Source organism: Zoogloea sp. GW822-FHT05C07, assembly GCF_058800215.1.
On record NZ_CM179510.1, the window covers coordinates 3,450,378 to 3,468,883 of the forward strand.

Below are 18,506 nucleotides of genomic sequence, written 5' to 3' on the forward strand. Positions count from 1 at the left end.
CTAGCAGGGAATGATGATCCTTTTGTGTCAATCAGGCCCGTTCGAAGGTTTGTACGCCTTCGGCGCTGGCCAGCAGCAGCACGTCGGCGCCACGCTTGGCGAAGAGGCCGCTGGTCACGACACCGACGATGCCGTCGATGGTTGTTTCGAGGGAGACGGGATCGCTGATGGCGAGACCGTGCACGTCGAGAATCAGGTTCCCGTTGTCGGTGACGAAGCCTTCCCGGACGACCGGCAGGCCGCCGAGGCGGGTGAGCTCACGGGCTACCTGGGCGCGGGCCATCGGGATAACCTCCACCGGCAGCGGGAAACGTCCGAGCTGGGCGACCCGCTTGGAGGCGTCGCAGATGCAGATGAACTTGTCGGCCACGGCGGCGACGATCTTCTCGCGGGTCTGAGCGCCACCGCCACCCTTGATCATTGCCAGGGAGTGGTCGATCTCGTCGGCACCGTCGATATAGACCGGCAGGGAGGTGACGTCGTTCAGGTCGAGCAGACGGATGCCGTGGGCGGCCAGGCGGCGGGCCGATGCCTCGGAGGAGGGGACCGCGCCGGCGATGCGGTCCTTGAGGGCGGCCAGTCCATCGATGAAGAAATTGGCCGTCGAGCCGGTGCCGACGCCGACTACTTCGCCTTCGATCACGTAGTCGAGCGCGCGCAGCGCGGCCTGTTGCTTGAGTTCGTCCTGAGTCATGATGTGCAGCCGGAAGGCAAAAGCGTGATTTTAACCGGGGCAGCGCCCATCCGACGCGCAATCAGGTGGGGCCGCTGGCGACGGGGCAGGCTGGATCGGCACACCATTCGCTCCAGGATCCGGCGTAGAGCTTCGCACCGTCGAGGCCGACGGCCTCCATGGCCAGCAGGTTGTGGCAGGCCGTGACGCCTGAGCCGCACTGCAGTATCACGTTGCGTGCGTCGCCGCCTTTGATTAGCGCGCCGAACTCCTCCTGGAGTTCCGACAGCTGCTTGAAACTGCCGTCCGGGGTGAGGTTGTCCTTGAAGAAGCGGTTGATCGCGCCCGGGATGTGCCCGCCGACCGGATCGAGGGTTTCGTTCTCGCCACGGAAACGGTCTGGCGCGCGGGCGTCGATGAGGAGCATGTCCGGGCTGTGCAGGTGGCTGAGTACGTAGTTGGCGTCCACCTTCATGGCGGCTTGCAGATTCACGCCAAAGGCTCGCGATGCGTCTGCGACGACTTGCTCGGTGGTCAGCGGGTGGCATCCGCCGATCCACGCCTGCAGGCCACCGTTCAGCACGGCGACACGATCATGGCCGAGCCAGCGCAGCAGCCACCACAGGCGGGCGGCGAACATGCCGCCGACGTCGTCGTAGGCGACAACCTGGGTGTCGGCGGAAACCCCGAGGGCGCCCAGCTTGTCGGCGAGCAGCTGTGGATCGGGCAGCGGATGGCGCCCGTTCAGCCCCGTGCAGGGGCCTGACAGGTCTTCTTCAAGATCGAGGAAGAAAGCGCCCGGCAGATGCCCGTCGGCGTAGGCCTGCCGCCCGAAATCCGGGTTGCGCAGGTCGAAACGGCAATCGAAGAGGCGCCACGTGGTGTTGGCCGATTCGGCCAGCTCCTGCGGTGTGATGAGCGTCGTGAAAATCGGCAGCACGGTGCGAACGCTCTCAGGCAACCGGCGAGGGAATGCCACCGAGCCAGGCTTCGGCATCGTCTGCGTCTTCGAAGACGCGGACTTCGGCGTCGACGAAGATCTGCGACAGCCAGGCGCTCCAGGTGACCCACTGGTCGTCGGTGACGATCGCGATGCGTGCGAAGTCGTGGGCGTGTGCGCGGGCGAAGCGGATTTCCTCGAGGGCCATGTCCACGGTGAAGCCGGTCATCTCGCGCAGGTCGAAGAAGAGGCTGACAGGGCCTTCGAACTGCACCTTGTAATTGACGAGCTCCTCGAATTCCTTGTAGTCGGCCAAGGTGAACTCGCCAAAGACCGTCACGTTGATCCGCTTGTCTTTGTGGTCGGTGGTGATCATCGCCTGCTTCCTTTCTAGGCTGACTCTATGGTCGCAGTGTAGCGCCGTATGGCGTCCCGCTTCAATCGGCCTCCAGGACCGGTGCGGGTTTACGGGAGGCCAGCGAGACCAGGATGCCGCTGGTGATAATGACGACGATGGCCACCACGGATGTCCATGGCAGGTGCTCCTGCCACAATGCCACGCCGAACAGGCTCGAAAAGACAACCGTGCTGTAGGCCAGGTTGGCCGAAACCAGCGTCTTGCCGTAGCGGTAGGCTCGGGTCATCGCGAGCTGGGCACATCCGCCGAAGCCGCCCACACCGAGCAGGATGGCCGCACCTTCCGGCGAGATGGGGTGAAGCCCGCCAGCGAGCAGGGCCCACGGCAGGCCAAAAGCGCAGGTGGTCAGCGAAAACCACAGGACCGTGCGGGCTTCCGGTTCGCCGGCGCGGCCCAACTCGCGGACGTTGACGTAGGCGAGGCTGGAGATCAGGCCGGCTCCCAGGCCACTGAGCGCGCCAACCCATTGGCTGGGCTGCAGGGTTGGCTTGAGCAGCAGGACGATGCCGAGAAAGCCGAGCCCGACGGCGCCGAACAGCGCGGTGCTGACACGCTCCTTGAACCACAGCGCCAGCAGCAGGGCGACGAACAGCGGGGAGGTGTAGTTGAGGGTGACCGCGGTGGCCAGCGGCAGGATGCTGAGAGAGAAGAAGTAGCACATCAGCGCGATGGTGCCCGACAGGCCGCGCGACAGCTGCAGGCGCCAATGCGGCGTGGCGACGGACGTGCCTTGCAGGCGCAGCAGGACGATCATCATCAGCAAGCCCACGAGACCCCGGTAGAAGACCAGTTCGCCGGTGGAGAACAGCGCGGAGCCGAGTTTGACGCACACCCCCATGCAGGCGAACAACAGGCTGGCGACGATCATCCAGAGGGATTGCATGGGGAGCTTCGGTGAAAGTGAACCCCTGCATTTTACTGAATGAACGAGTCCGGGCCCGGCGCAAACGTGAAAAACCCCCGGGGCTCGCGCTCGCGGGGGTTTTCAACCAAGCGTGCCGGCGAGGGATGCCGGCAACCGGATTTCTTAGTGGAACTGTTCTTCTTCGGTGGAACCGGTCAGCGCCTTCACGGAGGAAGAGCCGCCCTGGATCACAGTGGTCACGTCGTCGAAGTAACCGGTGCCCACTTCTTGCTGGTGGGACACGAAGGTGTAGCCCTGTTCGCGAGCGGCGAATTCCGGCTCCTGAACCATTTCGACGTAGTGCTTCATGCCTTCGCCGCCGGCATAGGCCTGGGCGAACTTGAAGGTGTTGTACCAGTTGACGTGGATGCCGGCCAGGGTGATGAACTGGTACTTGTAGCCCAGTGCGGACAGTTCTTCCTGGAAGGAGGCGATCTGCGAGTCGTTGAGGTTCTTCTTCCAGTTGAAGGACGGCGAGCAGTTGTAGGACAGCAGCTTGCCCGGGCAGGCGGCCAGCACGGCTTGGGCGAATTCACGGGCGAAGCCGATATCGGGCACGCCGGTTTCACACCAGACCAGATCAGCATACGGAGCGTAAGCCACGCCACGGGAGATGGACTGTTCCAGACCGTTCTTGACGCGGAAGAAGCCTTCCTGGGTGCGCTCGCCGGTGAGGAACGGCTTGTCGTTCTCGTCGTAGTCGGAGGTGATCAGGTTGGCGGCTTCGGCATCGGTACGGGCCAGGATCAGGGTGGGGACACCCATCACGTCGGCAGCGAAACGCGCGGAGATCAGCTTTTCGCAGGCTTCACGGGTCGGCACGAGCACCTTGCCACCCATGTGGCCACACTTCTTGGCGGCAGCCAGTTGGTCTTCGAAGTGCACACCGGCAGCGCCGGAGGCGATCATGTTCTTCATCAGTTCGAAGGCGTTCAGCACGCCACCGAAACCGGCTTCCGCGTCAGCAACGATCGGCAGGAAGTAGTCGATGAAGCCTTCATCGCCCGGGTTGATGCCACGGGACCACTGGATTTCGTCAGCGCGCTTGAAGGTGTTGTTGATGCGGCGAACCATGGTCGGCACGGAGTCGTAGGCGTACAGCGACTGGTCCGGGTACATGGTTTCGGAGGTGTTGCCGTCGGCGGCGACTTGCCAGCCGGACAGATACACGGCTTCCAGGCCAGCCTTGGCCTGTTGCATGGCTTGGCCGGCGGTGATGGCGCCGAAAGCATTCACGTAGCCCTTCTTGGCGCCACCGTTCACCTTGTCCCACAGGACCTTGGCGCCGCGCTGGGCCAGGGTGTACTCGGGCTGCAGGCTGCCACGCAGGCGCACGACGTCAGCGGCGGAGTAACCGCGCTTGACGCCCTTCCAGCGGGGGTTTTCGGCCCAGTCTTTTTCGAGAGCGGCGATTTGCTGTTCGCGAGTCAGAGACATACGTAATCCTTTTTTAACCAAGTGGGGAGGGGAAGCCGGGGGGCGGAAGTCTGCTCTTGCGGGCTGTGCTTCACGCTCACTCCTGAGCCGCTTGATCCTGCTGCCGTAGGCTTTGGAGCGCTTCGGAAACGTCGATCAGTGAGAGAAAGTATAGGGATGATCGTGCATGGCAGCAATAGGTCTTATATAAGATATAAGAAATAAATTTATCAAAAAAAACAGGAGCTTGGGCTCCTGTTTTTATATGGTGAAACTGTGTCGGCGATTATGAAATGGAGCCTCGCTGCGCTGCGGTTCCTTCTACGGGTTTACAGCAATGGGGTTTCCGACAGGATCACACCGTCTTCATCGGCGTACAGCCACTGCCCGGGAACGAAGGTGACACCGCCGAAAGTGACGGGAATGTCCACGTCGCCGGCGCCCTTCTTGATGCTCTTCATTGGGTGCGTGGCGAGGGCGAAGACGCCGATGTCCATGCCGGCGATGGGGCCCGAGTCGCGGATGCTGCCATACATGATCACGCCGGCCCAGCCGTTCTTGACGCCCAGCAGGGCGAGCTGGTCGCCGAGCATCGCACAGCGCAGGGAGCCACCGGCGTCCACTACTAGCACATTTCCGTTACCCGGGGTGTCGAGGGTCGAGCGCACGAGCGCGTTGTCCTCGAAGACCTTCAGGGTGCGGATCGGGCCGGAGAAGCGGGTCTTGCCGCCAAAGCTGCGGAACATCGGGGCGACAGCGCGGACCTTGCCTTCGTTGGCGTCGCAGAGATCGGTGGTCTGGAATTCCATGGTGACTCCATCAGAGCGGTGAAATGAAAACGGGCGGCCTTTCAGCCGCCCGTCAAAGGTGCAAAGCTTGGTTGGAAAAAACTATACCGTAGCTTCCACCATTTCCTCGAACACGAGTTTCACCTTGCCATCATCGTCCAGGTCGATGGTGACCGTGCCACCGTTGGCCAGGCGGCCGAACAGCAGCTCGTCGGCCAGAGCCGAGCGGATGGTGTCCTGGATCAGACGAGCCATCGGGCGGGCGCCCATCAGCGGATCGAAACCCTTCTCGCCGAGCCAGTCGCGCAGCTTGTCGGTGAAGTGGGCATCGACCTTCTTCTCGTGCAGTTGAGCTTCCAGCTGCATCAGGAACTTCTCGACCACGCGGGTGATGATGTCGTGGTCCAGGTTCTTGAAGGAGATGATCGCGTCCAGACGGTTGCGGAACTCCGGCGTGAACAGGCGCTTGATGTCGGACATCTCGTCGCCCTGCTCGCGCTTCGCGGAGAAGCCGATGACCGCCTTCTGCATGGTTTCCGCACCGGCATTGGTGGTCATGATGATGATGGTGTTGCGGAAGTCCGCCTGGCGCCCGTTGTTGTCGGTCAGGGTGCCGTGGTCCATCACCTGCAGCAGGATGTTGTAGATGTCCGGGTGGGCCTTTTCGATTTCGTCGAGGAGCAGCACGCAATGCGGCTTCTTGTTGACCTGCTCGGTGAGCAGGCCGCCCTGGTCGAAACCGACGTAGCCCGGCGGCGCGCCGATCAGGCGGGACACCGCATGGCGTTCCATGTACTCGGACATGTCGAAGCGCACCAGCTCGATGCCCAGTGTGTAGGCGAGCTGACGGGCGACTTCGGTCTTGCCGACGCCGGTCGGGCCGCTGAACAGGAAGGAGCCGATCGGCTTCTGCGGATTGCCGAGGCCCGAGCGGGACATCTTGATGGCCTTGCCGAGGGCTTCGATGGCTGCATCCTGGCCGAACACGACGTTCTTCAGGTCGCGTTCGAGGGTCTTCAGTGAGGCGCGATCGTCGTTGGAGACGCTGCGCGGCGGGATGCGGGCGATCTTGGCGACGATTTCCTCGATCTCTGCCTTGCCGATGAGCTTCTTCTGGCGCGACTTGGGCAGGATGCGCTGGGCGGCACCGGCTTCGTCGATGACGTCGATGGCCTTGTCGGGCAGGTGACGATCATTGATATAGCGGGCCGACAGCTCTGCCGCGCTGGACAGTGCCGAAGCGGAGTACTTGATGCCGTGGTGCTGCTCGAAGCGCGATTTGAGGCCCTTGAGGATCTCGACGGTTTCGGGGACCGAGGGCTCAACGACGTCCACTTTCTGGAAGCGACGGGACAGCGCGTGGTCCTTTTCGAAGATCTGGCGGAACTCGGTGTAGGTGGTCGCACCGATGCACTTTAGCTGCCCGGACGACAGGGCCGGCTTCAGCAGGTTGGATGCATCGAGGGTGCCGCCCGAGGCCGCGCCGGCGCCGATCAGCGTATGGATCTCGTCGATAAAGAGGATCGCATTCGGGTGTTCGACCAGTTGCTTCAGCACGGCCTTCAGGCGCTGTTCGAAGTCGCCGCGGTATTTGGTGCCGGCGAGCAGAGCGCCCATGTCGAGGGCGTAGACCTGGGCGTCGGCCAGGATGTCCGGAATGCGCCCTTCGATGATGCGGCGCGCTAGGCCTTCGGCGATCGCGGTCTTGCCGACGCCGGCTTCGCCGACCAGCAACGGGTTGTTCTTGCGGCGGCGGCACAGGGTCTGGATGACGCGCTCGACTTCCTTTTCGCGGCCGATCAGCGGGTCGATCTTGCCGAGCAAGGCCTGCTGATTGAGGTTCTGCGTGTAGTTGTCGAGGGCGCCGCCGGGGCTTGCGCCTTCCTGTTCCTGCTCGCCTTGTTCGGGGTCACCCGACGGACGCGCCGGGTTCGCACCCTGTTGCGGCGTCTTGGTGATGCCGTGGGAGATGAAATTCACCACATCCAGGCGGGAGATGTTCTGCCGCTGGAGGAAGTACACAGCGTGGGAGTCCTTCTCGCCGAAGATCGCCACCAGCACGTTGGCGCCGGTGACTTCCTTCTTGCCGGACGACTGCACGTGAAGGATGGCCCGCTGGATGACCCGCTGGAAGCCGAGGGTGGGCTGGGTGTCGATGTCTTCGGTGCCTTCCACCTTCGGCGTGTGCTCGTTGACGAAGTTCGTCAGTTCCTTGCGCAGCTCGTCGGTCTTGGCGGCGCAGGCGCGCAGCACTTCGGCGGCGGAAGGATTGTCGAGGAGCGCAAGCAGGAGGTGCTCCACGGTGATGAATTCATGGCGCTTCTGCCGGGCTTCGACAAAGGCCATGTGCAGACTGACTTCAAGCTCTTGCGCGATCATTTCAGTTTTCCTCCATGACGCAAGCCAAGGGGTGCTGGTTCTGGCGTGCGTACGCGATGACCTGCTCGACCTTGGTGGCTGCGATGTCCCGCGGGAAGACTCCGCATACACCAACGCCCTCTCTGTGCACTTTGAGCATGATCCGCGTGGCTTGTTCGCGGTCCATTCCAAAGAATTTCTGTATCACGGTCACCACGAAATCCATCGGGGTGAAATCGTCGTTAAGGAGCATGACCTTGAACAGCGGTGGCGGCTTGACCCGCGTGACCTCTGTATCGAGAACCGACTCTTCCTGCTTTTTGATGACCATGCGAACCATTCTAAACAACCCCGATGATTGTGCAAGAGCCACCCCGCACGCCCATCCAGGGGAACCTGGGGCAGCGCATTGGTACTTTTCATGGTGCGCTGCAAGAGGGAATTAAGTCGCGAAAAAACAGATGCTTCGACCCGAAATGGGATTGAACGCGACAAATTGAACCTGCTCGCATGTTGTGTTGCAACAACCGTGCCGGTTCATAAATGCGTTGACGGCCTCAATCAAGTCACGTAAAAGCAAAACTGTGTTCGCGCCAAGTTAGAAGCGACGGGGCTTTGCGTCGCGTATTACAAGATATGCCGTCGAAAGTTCTCGCTTGTCTTGACTCGATAGCACGCTGGATGTCCGGATCGTATTACTGAAATCAAGAAGGAATTTGCAATATGGCAACTGGTACTGTTAAGTGGTTCAACGACGCCAAAGGTTTCGGCTTCATTACGCCGGATGACGGTAGCGAAGACTTGTTCGCCCACTTCTCTGCGATCAATATGAACGGCTTCAAGTCGCTGAAGGAAGGGGAGAAAGTCCAATTCGAAGTCACCCAGGGCCCGAAGGGTAAGCAAGCGTCGAACATCCAGCGCGCTTGATGCTCCCGACCTGCCAGGGTTAAGCACCCTGGTGTCGTGACCAAGGCCGCCGATGCGCGAAAGTGCATTGGCGGTTTTCTTTTTCCGGGTAGGTTTTTTGTTGTGTGACGGTATTCGGGAGGCTGGCTCACGGTTCGTCAGTCAGGCTTTGTGGGGCGCCTTGGGCGCGAGTGGAATACCGGACGGGGCTGTCTCATGCTGCGGGGTGGTGCGTTGGCAGCAGGGTTCCGCACATTTTTGATGCGCGTTGTCGGAAATGTGACAGTTATTTGTATGGCGGGGAGCGTTGATGAATTGGAGCGTGGACCGCGAAGTAATAAAAAACCCGCTCGGAAGCGGGTTTTTTATTACTGTGCAACAAGCGGTAATCGCGTGCCGGAAGCAATTACTTAAGTTTCACTTCCTTGTACGGCACGTGCTTGCGGGCAACGGGATCGTACTTGTTGAATTCCAGCTTGTTCGGGGTGGTGCGCTTGTTCTTGGACGTGGTGTAGAAGTGCCCGGTGCCAGCAGTGGACTCGAGCTTGATCTTTTCGCGGCCGCCTTTTGCCATTTCGATTTATCTCCTGGTTAAAAAGGCTTAGACCTTCTCGCCGCGAGCGCGCAGCTCGGCGACGACGGCGTCGATGCCCTTCTTGTCAATCGTGCGCAGCGCAGCGTTGGATACGCGCAGGCGCACCCAGCGGTTTTCAGCTTCGCTCCAGAACTTGCGGTTTTGCAGGTTCGGCAGGAAGCGGCGCTTGGTCTTGTTGTTCGCGTGGGAAACGTTGTTGCCCACCATCGGTGCTTTTCCGGTCACTTGGCAAACGCGAGCCATTTGTTGCTCCAAACTGGTTTGATTCGATAAGACCGTCGATTATAGACAACTATGTGTACTCAAATCAATACCTTGGTGTCGTTGTGATGAGCATGCCTGGGTTGGCCGGATCAACCGAGGGGGAGACCGCGCTCGGCGAAGGACAGCGGCGGGGTGTTGCCGGCGACGATGAAATGGTCGAGCACCCGCACGTCCACAAGGGATAGGGCCCGGCTGAGGCTGCGGGTCAAGGCCTGGTCGGCCTGGCTGGGTTCGCTGACGCCCGATGGATGGTTGTGGGCGAGGATGACGGCGGCGGCGTTGCGCTGCAGGACCAGTTTGACCACTTCGCGGGGATAGACTGAGGTCTGCGTGAGCGTGCCGCGGAACAGTTCCTCGGAGCCCATCACGCGATTCTGGGCGTCGAGGAGCAGGATCATGAAGACCTCATGGGGCAGTTGTCCGAGTTTCAGGCGCAGCCAGTCCCGCACGGCGGTGGGGGAGTCGAGGACGTCGCGGCTGGCCATCTCTTCGCCCAGGGCCCGCCGCGAGAGTTCAAGGACGGCCTGCAACTGTGCATACTTGGCGGGCCCCATGCCGGGAATGGCCGAGAAGGCGGAGGCCGACGCAGTGCACATGGCCGACAAGCCGCCGAAGTGCTTCAACAGTTCGCGGGCCAGGTCGACGGCGCTCTTGCCGCGAATGCCGACCCGCAGGAACAGGGCCAGCAGTTCCGCATCGGACAGGGCTGCCGCGCCATGGGCCAGCAGGCGTTCCCGCGGGCGCTCGTCGGCTGGCCAATCGGTGATCGCCATGGGTGTACAATCCATTCTTCCGTAGGTAACTGATAATACCATTGGCATGAGTGAGCTGAAGGGCAGGAAACTGGTGCTGGGCGTGACCGGCGGTGTGGCGGCGTACAAGGCTGCCGAGCTGGTACGGCTGCTCGGCAAGGCGGGGGCGGATGTCCATGTGGTGTTGACTGAGGGCGGCGCACGCTTCGTCACGGCGGTGACCTTTCAGGCTCTGTCGGGCAACCCGGTATGGATGGACCTGTGGGATCCGCGAATGGACAACAACATGGCCCACATCGATCTGACCCGCGACGCGGATGCGATCCTCATCGCGCCGGCGACCGCCGATGTGATGGCCAAGCTGGTCCATGGCCTGGCCGACGATCTGCTGACAACCCTCTGCCTGGCCCGGGAGTGCCCGCTGCTGGTGGCGCCGGCGATGAACCGCCAGATGTGGGAGAGCCCGGCGACCCGGCGCAACGCCGCGCAGCTCATGGCCGACGGCGTGGGCCTGCTGGGGCCGGGCGCCGGCGAGCAGGCCTGCGGCGAGGTCGGGCTTGGGCGCATGCTCGAGCCGGAGGAGCTGTGCGAGGCGGTGATTGCCTTCTTCCAGCCCAAGCTGCTGGCCGGACGGCGCATCGTGATGACGGCCGGGCCGACTTTTGAAGCCATCGATCCGGTGCGTGGCATCACCAATTCCAGCTCGGGCAAGATGGCCTATGGGCTGGCCCGGGCCTGCGCGCAGGCCGGTGCCGAGGTGACGCTGGTCAGCGGCCCGGTGGCCCTGCCGGTTCCGGCCGGCGTGGCAAAGGTCGGTGTGCGCAGCGCGCTTGATATGCGTGACGCGGTGTTCGCCGCGCTGCCAGGGGCCGATGTCTTCATTGGCGTGGCGGCGGTTGCCGACTACCGGCCGGCGACGTCGGCCGAGCACAAGATCAAGAAGTCCGGCGCCGAGCTGGGCCTGACTTTGACGCCCAATCCGGACATCCTCGCCGAGGTGGCGGCCTTGCCGCAGCCGCCGTTCTGCGTCGGCTTTGCGGCCGAAAGCCGCAACCTCGACGAATACGCAGAAGGCAAGCGCAAGGCCAAGAAGCTGCCGCTGATCGTCGGCAACTTGGTGCAGGACGGCCTGGGCGGCGACGACAACCAGGTCGTGCTCTTCGACGACCAAGGGCGTCATCCGCTGCCCAAGGCGCCGAAGCCCGACGTGGCGCGTGCCATCGTGGCCCACCTGGCGGCCCTGCTGCCGGCTTCCTGATTTGATTGACTGACGACTCGCGAGGCGACGCCATGCACCGTATCGACATCCGTATTCTCGACGAACGCCTGAAGGCACAACCGCCGGCCTACGCCACAAGCGGTTCGGCCGGACTCGACCTGCGCGCCTGCCTGGATGCGCCGGTCGTGCTGACGCCGGGGCATACCACGCTGATCCCGACCGGCATCGCCATCCACCTGGCCGATCCGGGGCTGGCGGCGATGATCCTCCCGCGCTCGGGCCTGGGGCACAAGCACGGCATCGTGCTGGGCAACCTTGTGGGCCTGATCGATTCCGACTACCAGGGGCAGATCTTCGTCTCGACCTGGAACCGCGGCCATGACAGCTTCACGATCCAGCCGATGGAGCGCATTGCGCAACTGGTGATCGTGCCGGTGCTGCAGGTGGCCTTCAACGTGGTGGAGCATTTCGAGGAGAGCGACCGGGGCGCCGGTGGCTTCGGCAGCACGGGCAAGCATTGATGCGTCACGCGGGGATTCCAACCGGCGTGCATGTGTTGCTGGAGGATGGTGAGCGGGTGCTGTTGATGCGGCGCGCCGGCACCGGCTTCTTCGACGGGCTGTACAGCCTGCCCGGTGGGCACGTGGAGGAGGGCGAGTCCGCACGCCAGACGGCCATCCGGGAGATGCGCGAGGAGTTGGCCATCGAACTCGACGCGGCGGATCTCGAGATCGTTGGCGTGGTGCATCGCCACTCCGATACGAACCGTATCGACTTCTTCCTGCGTGCGCTCCGTTGGTCGGGAACGCCGTGCATTGCCGAGCCGGACAAGTGCGACGATCTGCGCTGGTTTGAGCGTGGCGCCTTGCCTGCGGAGACGGTTCCCTACGTGCGCGAGGCTCTGCTGGCGGGCGCCGGCCCGTGGATTCAGGAACTCGGCTGGTCGTGATCCATCCTCGCCAGTGTCCGAGGACGCCGGCGAGGATGATGTGGCTGCGACCTATTCGGGAACGCTGACGGTACCGTTGCTATAGCTGATCGCATCCGCTGCCGCCGGACTGGTGGCGATCGGCGGAACGTTGCTTCCCGTCAGCGCCGGTGCCGCCCCCGGCGTGCCGCCCCGCGGCGTGGTGCGGATGAGCTGGGACGGGGGAAGCGGGGCTCCCGACTTCAGATGGGCATACATCAGGTCCATGGCCCGGTTGAAATACACGTGGAGCGGCACCAAGCGGGAGTCGTAGCCCGCCAGCAGCGCGTTGTCGATGAAGGTATCGAAGTGCTGAGCGTTGGTGACTTCGTAGTAGTACAACTGGCTCTTGCTGCCATCAAGCTTCTGGCTAGCTCCGAAATAGGCGCGGGCGGCGTGATTGACCGGGATCAGCGTGTCCGAACGGCCGGCGACGATGACCGTCGGCTTGCCGCCCAGCGCGCCGGAGGCCTGAACCTCGGCAATACCCTGCTTGATGCGTTCGGACTGTGCGAGCAGCGTGCCGCTGAGCTTGGCGCCGCTGACCGGATCGACGCCGGTGGCGAGGGCCCGGGCGCATAGCGCACCGTCCAGCGCGCCGTCCGCAAGGCCCGTGGAGGGCGAAATCGCCAGCACGTCGCGCAATGCGCCACCGCTGGCATCGTTGTAAACCAGGTTGATGCCACCGGTCGGTGGCACGCCGTTGCCACTGGCAAAGATGCCGGCCTGCACGAGCGGATTGGTGGCCGTCACCTTGCCCAGGTCCGTGCCGGTGGTGACCGTTGTCGCCAGGCTGAAGCCGCAGATATTGTCGACAACGCTGAAGCGCCCGTAGGCGTTCAGGTAGGTGACCACGATGGCGGTGGTGGCGAAGGCATGGTGGGACGCGTGGTAGAGGTCGTGCTCGGTGCCCCAGCCGTAGGCGTGCAGCTTCTGCATCGCTTCGTCGGCCTGCTCCTGCAGTGTCGCGCCGGTGAGTAGCCCCTTGGCCTTGAGTGCGGTGCAGCGGTTGGTGCCGTAGGCGGCAACGAAGGCCACCCCCGGCGATCCATTGGCCATGGTCGGCGAGAGGGCCGCGCAGGGCTGGTACAGGTTGGCGTAGGTGAAGTAATCGAGCAGCGGTTTGCCGATGGTGGCGACGGTGTTGCTGCCTTGCTTGATGCTCAGCCCGCTGACGTCCTTCGGCTGGATCTGCGGTTCGCCGACCGCGATGCCGTCAATCAGGCCGAGCGTATCCTGCTCCGCGGCCAGCAGGGCCGCGCCGCCGCCGTTGGAGACGGAGGACGCGAGTACCAGCGTGTTGGCTGGCCGGATGGTGCGGCGCTTCTTGCCGTTGCTGTCGATGACTCCGTATTTCTCGTTGAGCACATAGAAGGCGAAGCCGATCGCGTCGAGGGTGTTGCGGCCCCAGTCCTTTTCCGGGTTCTGCTGGGAGTGGGCGTGTTTGTAGGCGATGCGGTTCGGGAAGGCCAGCTTGAACGCGTCGAGGGCGTTCTTGCTGAGATCGGCGGCGAACAAGGCTCTATTGCCGGCCGCGGCAGCGGTGACGACGGTGCCATCGATGAGATTGACGGTGTCTGCGGTCAGGTCGTGCATGCCGTTGCCGCTGCCCTTGTCGGTGTAGGCCACGGCGCAGCCATGTTTCAGCCCCCATTCCCCGGCGGTGCCAATGGCGCCGTAGATGCCGCGGGAGCCCGACGACGTGGCGGTGACGATGCAGGGATTGGTGCTGTCGAAGCTGTCCGGCACCTGGACCATCAGCGTCACCTTGCGCTTGCCGCTCATGTCGCCGGCGTAGGCGATGGCCTCCAGGCCGCTGATCTTGCCTTCGCCGAGGGTGTCGCTGCCGTGGATGTCGACGTTGGGCCCGAACAGGGTGCCGTAGCCCCCGGTGCTCTTGTTGGCGTCGACCAGTGCCCGGTAGTTGTTGTAGATGGCGTTGCGGCGCAGCTCCGCCGCGGTGGGGGTGGCCGGGTTGGCATAGAGCGGGGCGGTCGCGCTGCCGAGCCCCGACTTGCCGAGGCCCACGGTCAGCAGATCGTCCGCGTTGCCGTCGTAGGTATGGGTGGTATAGGTGTCGGCCCACACCCGCTCGGGCAGCGCGTTGTAGGTGATGAAGCCGCCGCCGCTGGGCTGGAGATCGGCGAGGGTTAGCAGGCGGTCGGTCTCGTCGCCGTCGGTGTCGGCGGTACCTGGCGTGAAGCGGGCGCTGCGCAGGCTTGCGGGGCGCGTGCCGAGTTCCGCCTCCAGTGCGTCGAGGAGCTTGCTGTCGGCGTTGGCGACGGCGCCTCCGCTGACGTCCTTGAAGCTGCCCGAGGTGAAGGCGGCCTGCAGGGCGCTGTTCGAGCCGATGCCGAGCGCCAGCAGTGCGATGCTGTTGGTGGCGTTGTTGATGTTGGCGGGTTTGCCGGCGTCGTCGCTGGTGACCAGGGCGTACCAGATCCCCTTGCTGCCGGTGACCTGCAGCATGAAGGGGTAATTCAGGCCGGTGATGTCGAAGCTGAAATTGCCGTTGGCGTCGGTGGTGGCCTGGCGAATGGCGCCACTGGCGTCCTTGAGGCTTACGGTCTGGTTGGCGATCGCCAGGCCTTCGGCGGCAAAGCCGCTGAGGCTTGTCTTGCCACCGCCGCCACTACCGCCGCCGCAGGCGGCCAGGACCAGGGCGCTGCTGAGCGCGAGAGCAAGGGCTGACTGACGCAAAGGGTATGTCATGTGTCTCCTCCTTGTTATGTTGTATGAAAACCTGGGAGAGGCTTTCATACTCATATTGGTTGGCGAAGGCGGTGGGTGACACTGGGGTTTACGCCAATCCGCAGGCGTTTATTGAGGGCTCAGGGCGCTGGATGGGCGCCGGTGGCCGGTGCTGCGAAGGTGTTGCAGAAGCGCAGTTCCTGCGGATAGGGGTAGAAGTCCTCCACGTAGCCGTTGCGGATCTTCTCCTGGGCGTCCTGCCAGAAGGCCGGATCGAGCAGCTTGCGGTGGTGCTTGAGGAAGGCCTTGCGGATCTTCGGCTGGCCGAGCAGGAAGGTGGCGAACTCTTCCGGGAAGATGTCCCGCGGGCCGGCGCTATACCAGGGCTCGCCGGACATCTCCATCTCTTCGTTGGGGGCGGGCGGGATCTTGCGGAAGTTGCAGTCCGTCATGTATTCGATCTCGTCGTAGTCGTAGAAGACCACGCGCCCGTAGCGGGTGATGCCGAAGTTCTTCCACAGCATGTCGCCGGGGAAGATGTTGGCGATGGCCAGTTCGCTGATGGCCTGCCCGTATTCCCGCACGGCTTCGTCGATCTGCTCGTCCGTGGCCTTGCTCAGGTGGATGTTGAGCGGCGTCATGCGACGCTCGATATAGAGGTGCTTGATGACCAGGGTGTCGCCGTCCTCCTCGATGACCGACGGGGCGAGTGCCCTGAGCTGCTGGATCAGGTCCGGATGGAAGCGGCTGCGTGGCAGGCCGACGTTGGAGAATTCGAGCGTATCGGCCATCCGCCCGACCCGGTCCACCTGGCGGACGAGCAGGTATTTGCGCTTCACGGTGGCCCGGTCCATGTTCTTGGAACTGCCGAACACGTCCTTGATGATCTTGAAGACATAGGGGTAGGACGGCAGCGTGAACACCAGCATGACCAGGCCGCGGATGCCCGGCGCCTCGATGAAGTGGTCGTTGGAGTGGCGCAGGTGGGCGATGAGGTCGCGGAAGAAGATCGTCTTACCCTGCTTGCCCAGGCCCAGCATGGTGTACAGCTCGGAGCGCGGCTTGTTGGGCATGATGCTGCGCAGGAAATGCACGTAGCCGGACGGTACCTCCATCTCCACCAGGAAGTAGGCGCGCGAAAGCGAGAACAGCAGCGAGATCCGCCAGGTGTCGAGCAGGATGGTGTCCAGGTACAGCTTGCCCGACTGGCCGTGGCGCACGGCGATCACGAAAGGATATTCCTGGTAGCCATTGACCGCCTTGCCGACGATGTAGGCGGTCTTGTTGCGGTAGAAGGACGAGTACAGCACCTGGATCTGGCAGTTCACCTCCATCCGGGGCCATTCGCCGATGTATTGCTCGACGGTGCGCATCACATAGTCTACGTCGCGCTCGAGATTCTCGAAGGGGCGTTGCCAGTCGAAATCCTCGACGATCCGGCAGATCGTGGCGCGCAGGCCCTCGTCCTGCGGGTAGTAGCTGGAATAGGTGGGCGGGAAAGACTCGATGTAGTCCGTCGAGATGGCCGGGCGGGCGAAGATGTAGTCGTTGTTGAAGTAGTCCCGGTGCAGGATCTTGGTGGTCACCGAGTTGAAGAAGGTTTCCGCAAGTTCGGGCTGCTTGTGCTTGATGAGCAGGCCGATGAAGTACAGCTTGACCGCCTGCCAGGTGGCGTCGTCGATGGATTCGGCGTCGAATTCCTCGTGCAGGCGCTGCACGGCTTCATTCACGCGGTCATCGTAGAACTGCACGCGGTCGCGCACGGCGGACAGCTGGCCCTGCCAGTCGGCGGCTTCGTAGCTTTCCTTGGCACGCCGGGAGGTTTCGCGAAAGATCCGGTAGTGCTTGTTGAAGCCCTCGATCATCGCCTGTGCGATGGCCTGGGCGACCGGGTTTTCGGTGCTGTGGGTCTCCATGATTCCTCTCCTGGCGTGCAGGGCTCCGGCGCTGAATGCCGCTGTGCGCCCATGCCGGATTCGACGGATTGCCGAGTCTAGCACCGCTGTCCGGTGGTCGTGAAAGCGGTGGAGAAGGGCCTGTCGCAAGGCTTTCCGATGGAATTCCGGGTGCTTCTAGCGGGCCCGTATTTCGGCCATAATCGACGCACTTTGCTGCGGCCTGGAGGAGGGCCCGGCGGGGTAGACAGTGGATCGGTGGCCATGGACGGGCTCCGTGCTGCACGTCTCCGAGAACCAGAAAGCCGCGCGTGGCGAAAGTCGTGACCCGGCCGATTCACCCACACATCCGCAACACAATTCGAGTTGAGGGGGTTGGAATGAGTACGTCTCTGATCAAGGTGCCGGCCGGCGGCGCAAAAATCGTCTCCGGCCAGGCCATTCCCGACAATCCCATCATTCCGTACATCGAGGGTGATGGTATCGGCGTGGACATCACGCCGGTGATGATCAAGGTGATCGACGCCGCGGTGAACAAGGCTTACGGCGGCAAGAAGAAGATCCACTGGATGGAGGTGTACGCGGGTGAGAAGTCCACCCAGCTGTACGGTCCGGACGAGTGGTTTCCGAAGGAGACCTTCGATGCCCTGAGGGAGTACTCGGTGTCCATCAAGGGGCCGATGACCACGCCGGTCGGCGGTGGCATCCGTTCCCTCAACGTCGCCCTGCGCCAGGAGCTCGATCTTTACCAGTGCGTGCGCCCGGTCCAGTATTTCCAGGGCGTGCCGTCGCCGCTGAAGAATCCGGAACTGGTGAATATGGTGATCTTCCGCGAGAACACCGAGGACATCTACGCCGGCGTCGAGTGGGCCGCCGAGTCCGAAGGGGCGAAGAAGGTCATCAAGTTCCTGCTCGAGGAAATGGGCGTCAAGAAGATCCGCTTCCCCGAGACGTCCGGCATCGGTATCAAGCCGGTGTCCATCGAGGGGACGACGCGCTTGGTGCGGGCAGCCATCCAGTATGCGATCGACAACGACCGCAAGTCGGTGACCATCGTCCACAAGGGCAACATCATGAAGTTCACGGAAGGCCTGTTCCGTGACGTCGGCTACCAGGTGGCCCGCCAGGACTTCGGTGCCGAGCCGATCGACGGCGGTCCGTGGTGCAAGTTCAAGAACCCGAAGACCGGCCGCGAGATCATCGTCAAGGATGCGATTGCCGACGCTTTCCTGCAGCAGATCCTGCTACGCCCGGCCGAGTACGATGTGATCGCCACCTGCAACCTCAACGGCGACTACATCTCGGATGCGCTGGCGGCGCAGGTCGGTGGCATCGGCATTGCGCCGGGGGCCAACATCTCCGACCAGTACGCCTGCTTCGAGGCGACCCATGGCACGGCGCCCAAGTATGCCGGGCTCGACAAGGTCAATCCGGGCTCCATCATCCTGTCCGCCGAGATGATGCTGCGTCATCTGGGCTGGACCGAGGCGGCCGACATGGTCATCAAGTCCATGGAGGCGGCAATCGGCGACAAGATCGTGACCTACGATTTTGCGCGCCTGATGGATGGCGCGACCGAGGTGTCCTGTTCGGCCTTCGGCGATGCGATGATCGAGCGGATGTAAGGTTTTGCCCGGCGGCGTGCCGACGCCATCTGTGCCCATAAACAAAAAGCCCTCTCGCAGGTGAGAGGGCTTTTTGTTGCCTTGCCGGCCCGCCT

At 63.0% G+C, this 18,506-nt stretch carries 18 protein-coding genes; 5 read left to right on the forward strand and 13 right to left on the reverse strand.

Annotated features, from left to right (window positions below):
• Positions 1-31: 31 nt before the first annotated feature.
• From rpiA to clpS, 8 genes are all read right to left on the reverse strand, one after another.
• Positions 32-694 (reverse strand): ribose-5-phosphate isomerase RpiA, encoded by a 663-nt coding sequence (gene rpiA / locus AC3QL2_RS16060; protein ID WP_493231508.1) that lies wholly within the window; start codon positions 692-694, stop codon positions 32-34.
• Positions 695-755: 61 nt separating this feature from the next.
• Complete coding sequence (locus AC3QL2_RS16065) at positions 756-1,613, reverse strand: sulfurtransferase (RefSeq protein ID WP_493231510.1); 858 nt, start codon at positions 1,611-1,613, stop codon at positions 756-758.
• Between the two features lie 13 nt (positions 1,614-1,626).
• A complete protein-coding gene (locus tag AC3QL2_RS16070; RefSeq protein WP_481115603.1) occupies positions 1,627-1,989 on the reverse strand; it encodes a SpoIIAA family protein in 363 nt (120 codons plus the stop codon).
• Positions 1,990-2,050: 61 nt separating this feature from the next.
• Positions 2,051-2,914, reverse strand: coding sequence for a DMT family transporter (locus AC3QL2_RS16075; RefSeq protein WP_493231512.1), 864 nt, complete (start codon positions 2,912-2,914; stop codon positions 2,051-2,053).
• A gap of 144 nt (positions 2,915-3,058) precedes the next feature.
• Positions 3,059-4,372, reverse strand: coding sequence for an isocitrate lyase (aceA, locus tag AC3QL2_RS16080; RefSeq protein ID WP_481121314.1), 1,314 nt, complete (start codon positions 4,370-4,372; stop codon positions 3,059-3,061).
• Positions 4,373-4,680: 308 nt separating this feature from the next.
• Complete coding sequence (rraA, locus tag AC3QL2_RS16085) at positions 4,681-5,160, reverse strand: ribonuclease E activity regulator RraA (protein ID WP_493231514.1); 480 nt, start codon at positions 5,158-5,160, stop codon at positions 4,681-4,683.
• Positions 5,161-5,241: 81 nt separating this feature from the next.
• The gene (clpA, locus tag AC3QL2_RS16090) at positions 5,242-7,518 is read right to left on the reverse strand and encodes an ATP-dependent Clp protease ATP-binding subunit ClpA (RefSeq protein WP_493231516.1); all 2,277 of its coding nucleotides are present in this window, start codon (positions 7,516-7,518) and stop codon (positions 5,242-5,244) included.
• A gap of 1 nt (position 7,519) precedes the next feature.
• Positions 7,520-7,828, reverse strand: a complete 309-nt coding sequence (gene clpS / locus AC3QL2_RS16095; protein ID WP_374485506.1) for an ATP-dependent Clp protease adapter ClpS — start codon at positions 7,826-7,828, stop codon at positions 7,520-7,522.
• Between the two features lie 392 nt (positions 7,829-8,220).
• Here clpS and AC3QL2_RS16100 point away from each other — a divergent pair, with 392 nt between their 5' ends.
• The gene (locus AC3QL2_RS16100; RefSeq protein WP_079433360.1) at positions 8,221-8,424 is read left to right on the forward strand and encodes a cold-shock protein; all 204 of its coding nucleotides are present in this window, start codon (positions 8,221-8,223) and stop codon (positions 8,422-8,424) included.
• Positions 8,425-8,809: 385 nt separating this feature from the next.
• Here the strand turns inward: AC3QL2_RS16100 and rpmG are convergent, their stop codons facing one another.
• From rpmG to radC, 3 genes are all read right to left on the reverse strand, one after another.
• Complete coding sequence (gene rpmG / locus AC3QL2_RS16105; protein WP_015434855.1) at positions 8,810-8,977, reverse strand: 50S ribosomal protein L33; 168 nt, start codon at positions 8,975-8,977, stop codon at positions 8,810-8,812.
• A gap of 27 nt (positions 8,978-9,004) precedes the next feature.
• Complete coding sequence (gene rpmB / locus AC3QL2_RS16110) at positions 9,005-9,241, reverse strand: 50S ribosomal protein L28 (RefSeq protein ID WP_079433361.1); 237 nt, start codon at positions 9,239-9,241, stop codon at positions 9,005-9,007.
• Between the two features lie 110 nt (positions 9,242-9,351).
• Positions 9,352-10,035 carry a RadC family protein gene (gene radC / locus AC3QL2_RS16115; protein ID WP_493231518.1) on the reverse strand — a complete coding sequence of 228 codons (684 nt, stop codon included), beginning with the start codon at positions 10,033-10,035 and terminating at the stop codon, positions 9,352-9,354.
• Between the two features lie 46 nt (positions 10,036-10,081).
• Here radC and coaBC point away from each other — a divergent pair, with 46 nt between their 5' ends.
• The 3 genes from coaBC to AC3QL2_RS16130 are packed head-to-tail and all read left to right on the forward strand — an operon-like array spanning position 10,082 to position 12,182.
• On the forward strand, positions 10,082-11,272 hold the full coding sequence (coaBC, locus tag AC3QL2_RS16120) for a bifunctional phosphopantothenoylcysteine decarboxylase/phosphopantothenate--cysteine ligase CoaBC (protein WP_493231519.1): 1,191 nt from the start codon (positions 10,082-10,084) through the stop codon (positions 11,270-11,272).
• Between the two features lie 32 nt (positions 11,273-11,304).
• Positions 11,305-11,754 carry a dUTP diphosphatase gene (gene dut / locus AC3QL2_RS16125; RefSeq protein WP_493231520.1) on the forward strand — a complete coding sequence of 150 codons (450 nt, stop codon included), beginning with the start codon at positions 11,305-11,307 and terminating at the stop codon, positions 11,752-11,754.
• Complete coding sequence (locus AC3QL2_RS16130) at positions 11,754-12,182, forward strand: NUDIX hydrolase (protein WP_493231521.1); 429 nt, start codon at positions 11,754-11,756, stop codon at positions 12,180-12,182. The genes dut and AC3QL2_RS16130 overlap by 1 nt, the downstream gene beginning before the upstream one ends.
• 51 nt (positions 12,183-12,233) lie before the next feature.
• Here AC3QL2_RS16130 and AC3QL2_RS16135 read toward each other — a convergent pair whose 3' ends face one another.
• Positions 12,234-14,912 (reverse strand): D-(-)-3-hydroxybutyrate oligomer hydrolase, encoded by a 2,679-nt coding sequence (locus AC3QL2_RS16135; RefSeq protein WP_493231522.1) that lies wholly within the window; start codon positions 14,910-14,912, stop codon positions 12,234-12,236.
• Positions 14,913-15,031: 119 nt separating this feature from the next.
• Positions 15,032-16,807 (reverse strand): bifunctional isocitrate dehydrogenase kinase/phosphatase, encoded by a 1,776-nt coding sequence (aceK, locus tag AC3QL2_RS16140; protein WP_493231524.1) that lies wholly within the window; start codon positions 16,805-16,807, stop codon positions 15,032-15,034.
• Positions 16,808-17,166: 359 nt separating this feature from the next.
• On the opposite strand from aceK, the gene icd reads away from it, so the two are divergent.
• Positions 17,167-18,411, forward strand: a complete 1,245-nt coding sequence (icd, locus tag AC3QL2_RS16145; protein ID WP_493231525.1) for an NADP-dependent isocitrate dehydrogenase — start codon at positions 17,167-17,169, stop codon at positions 18,409-18,411.
• Positions 18,412-18,506: the final 95 nt, after the last annotated feature.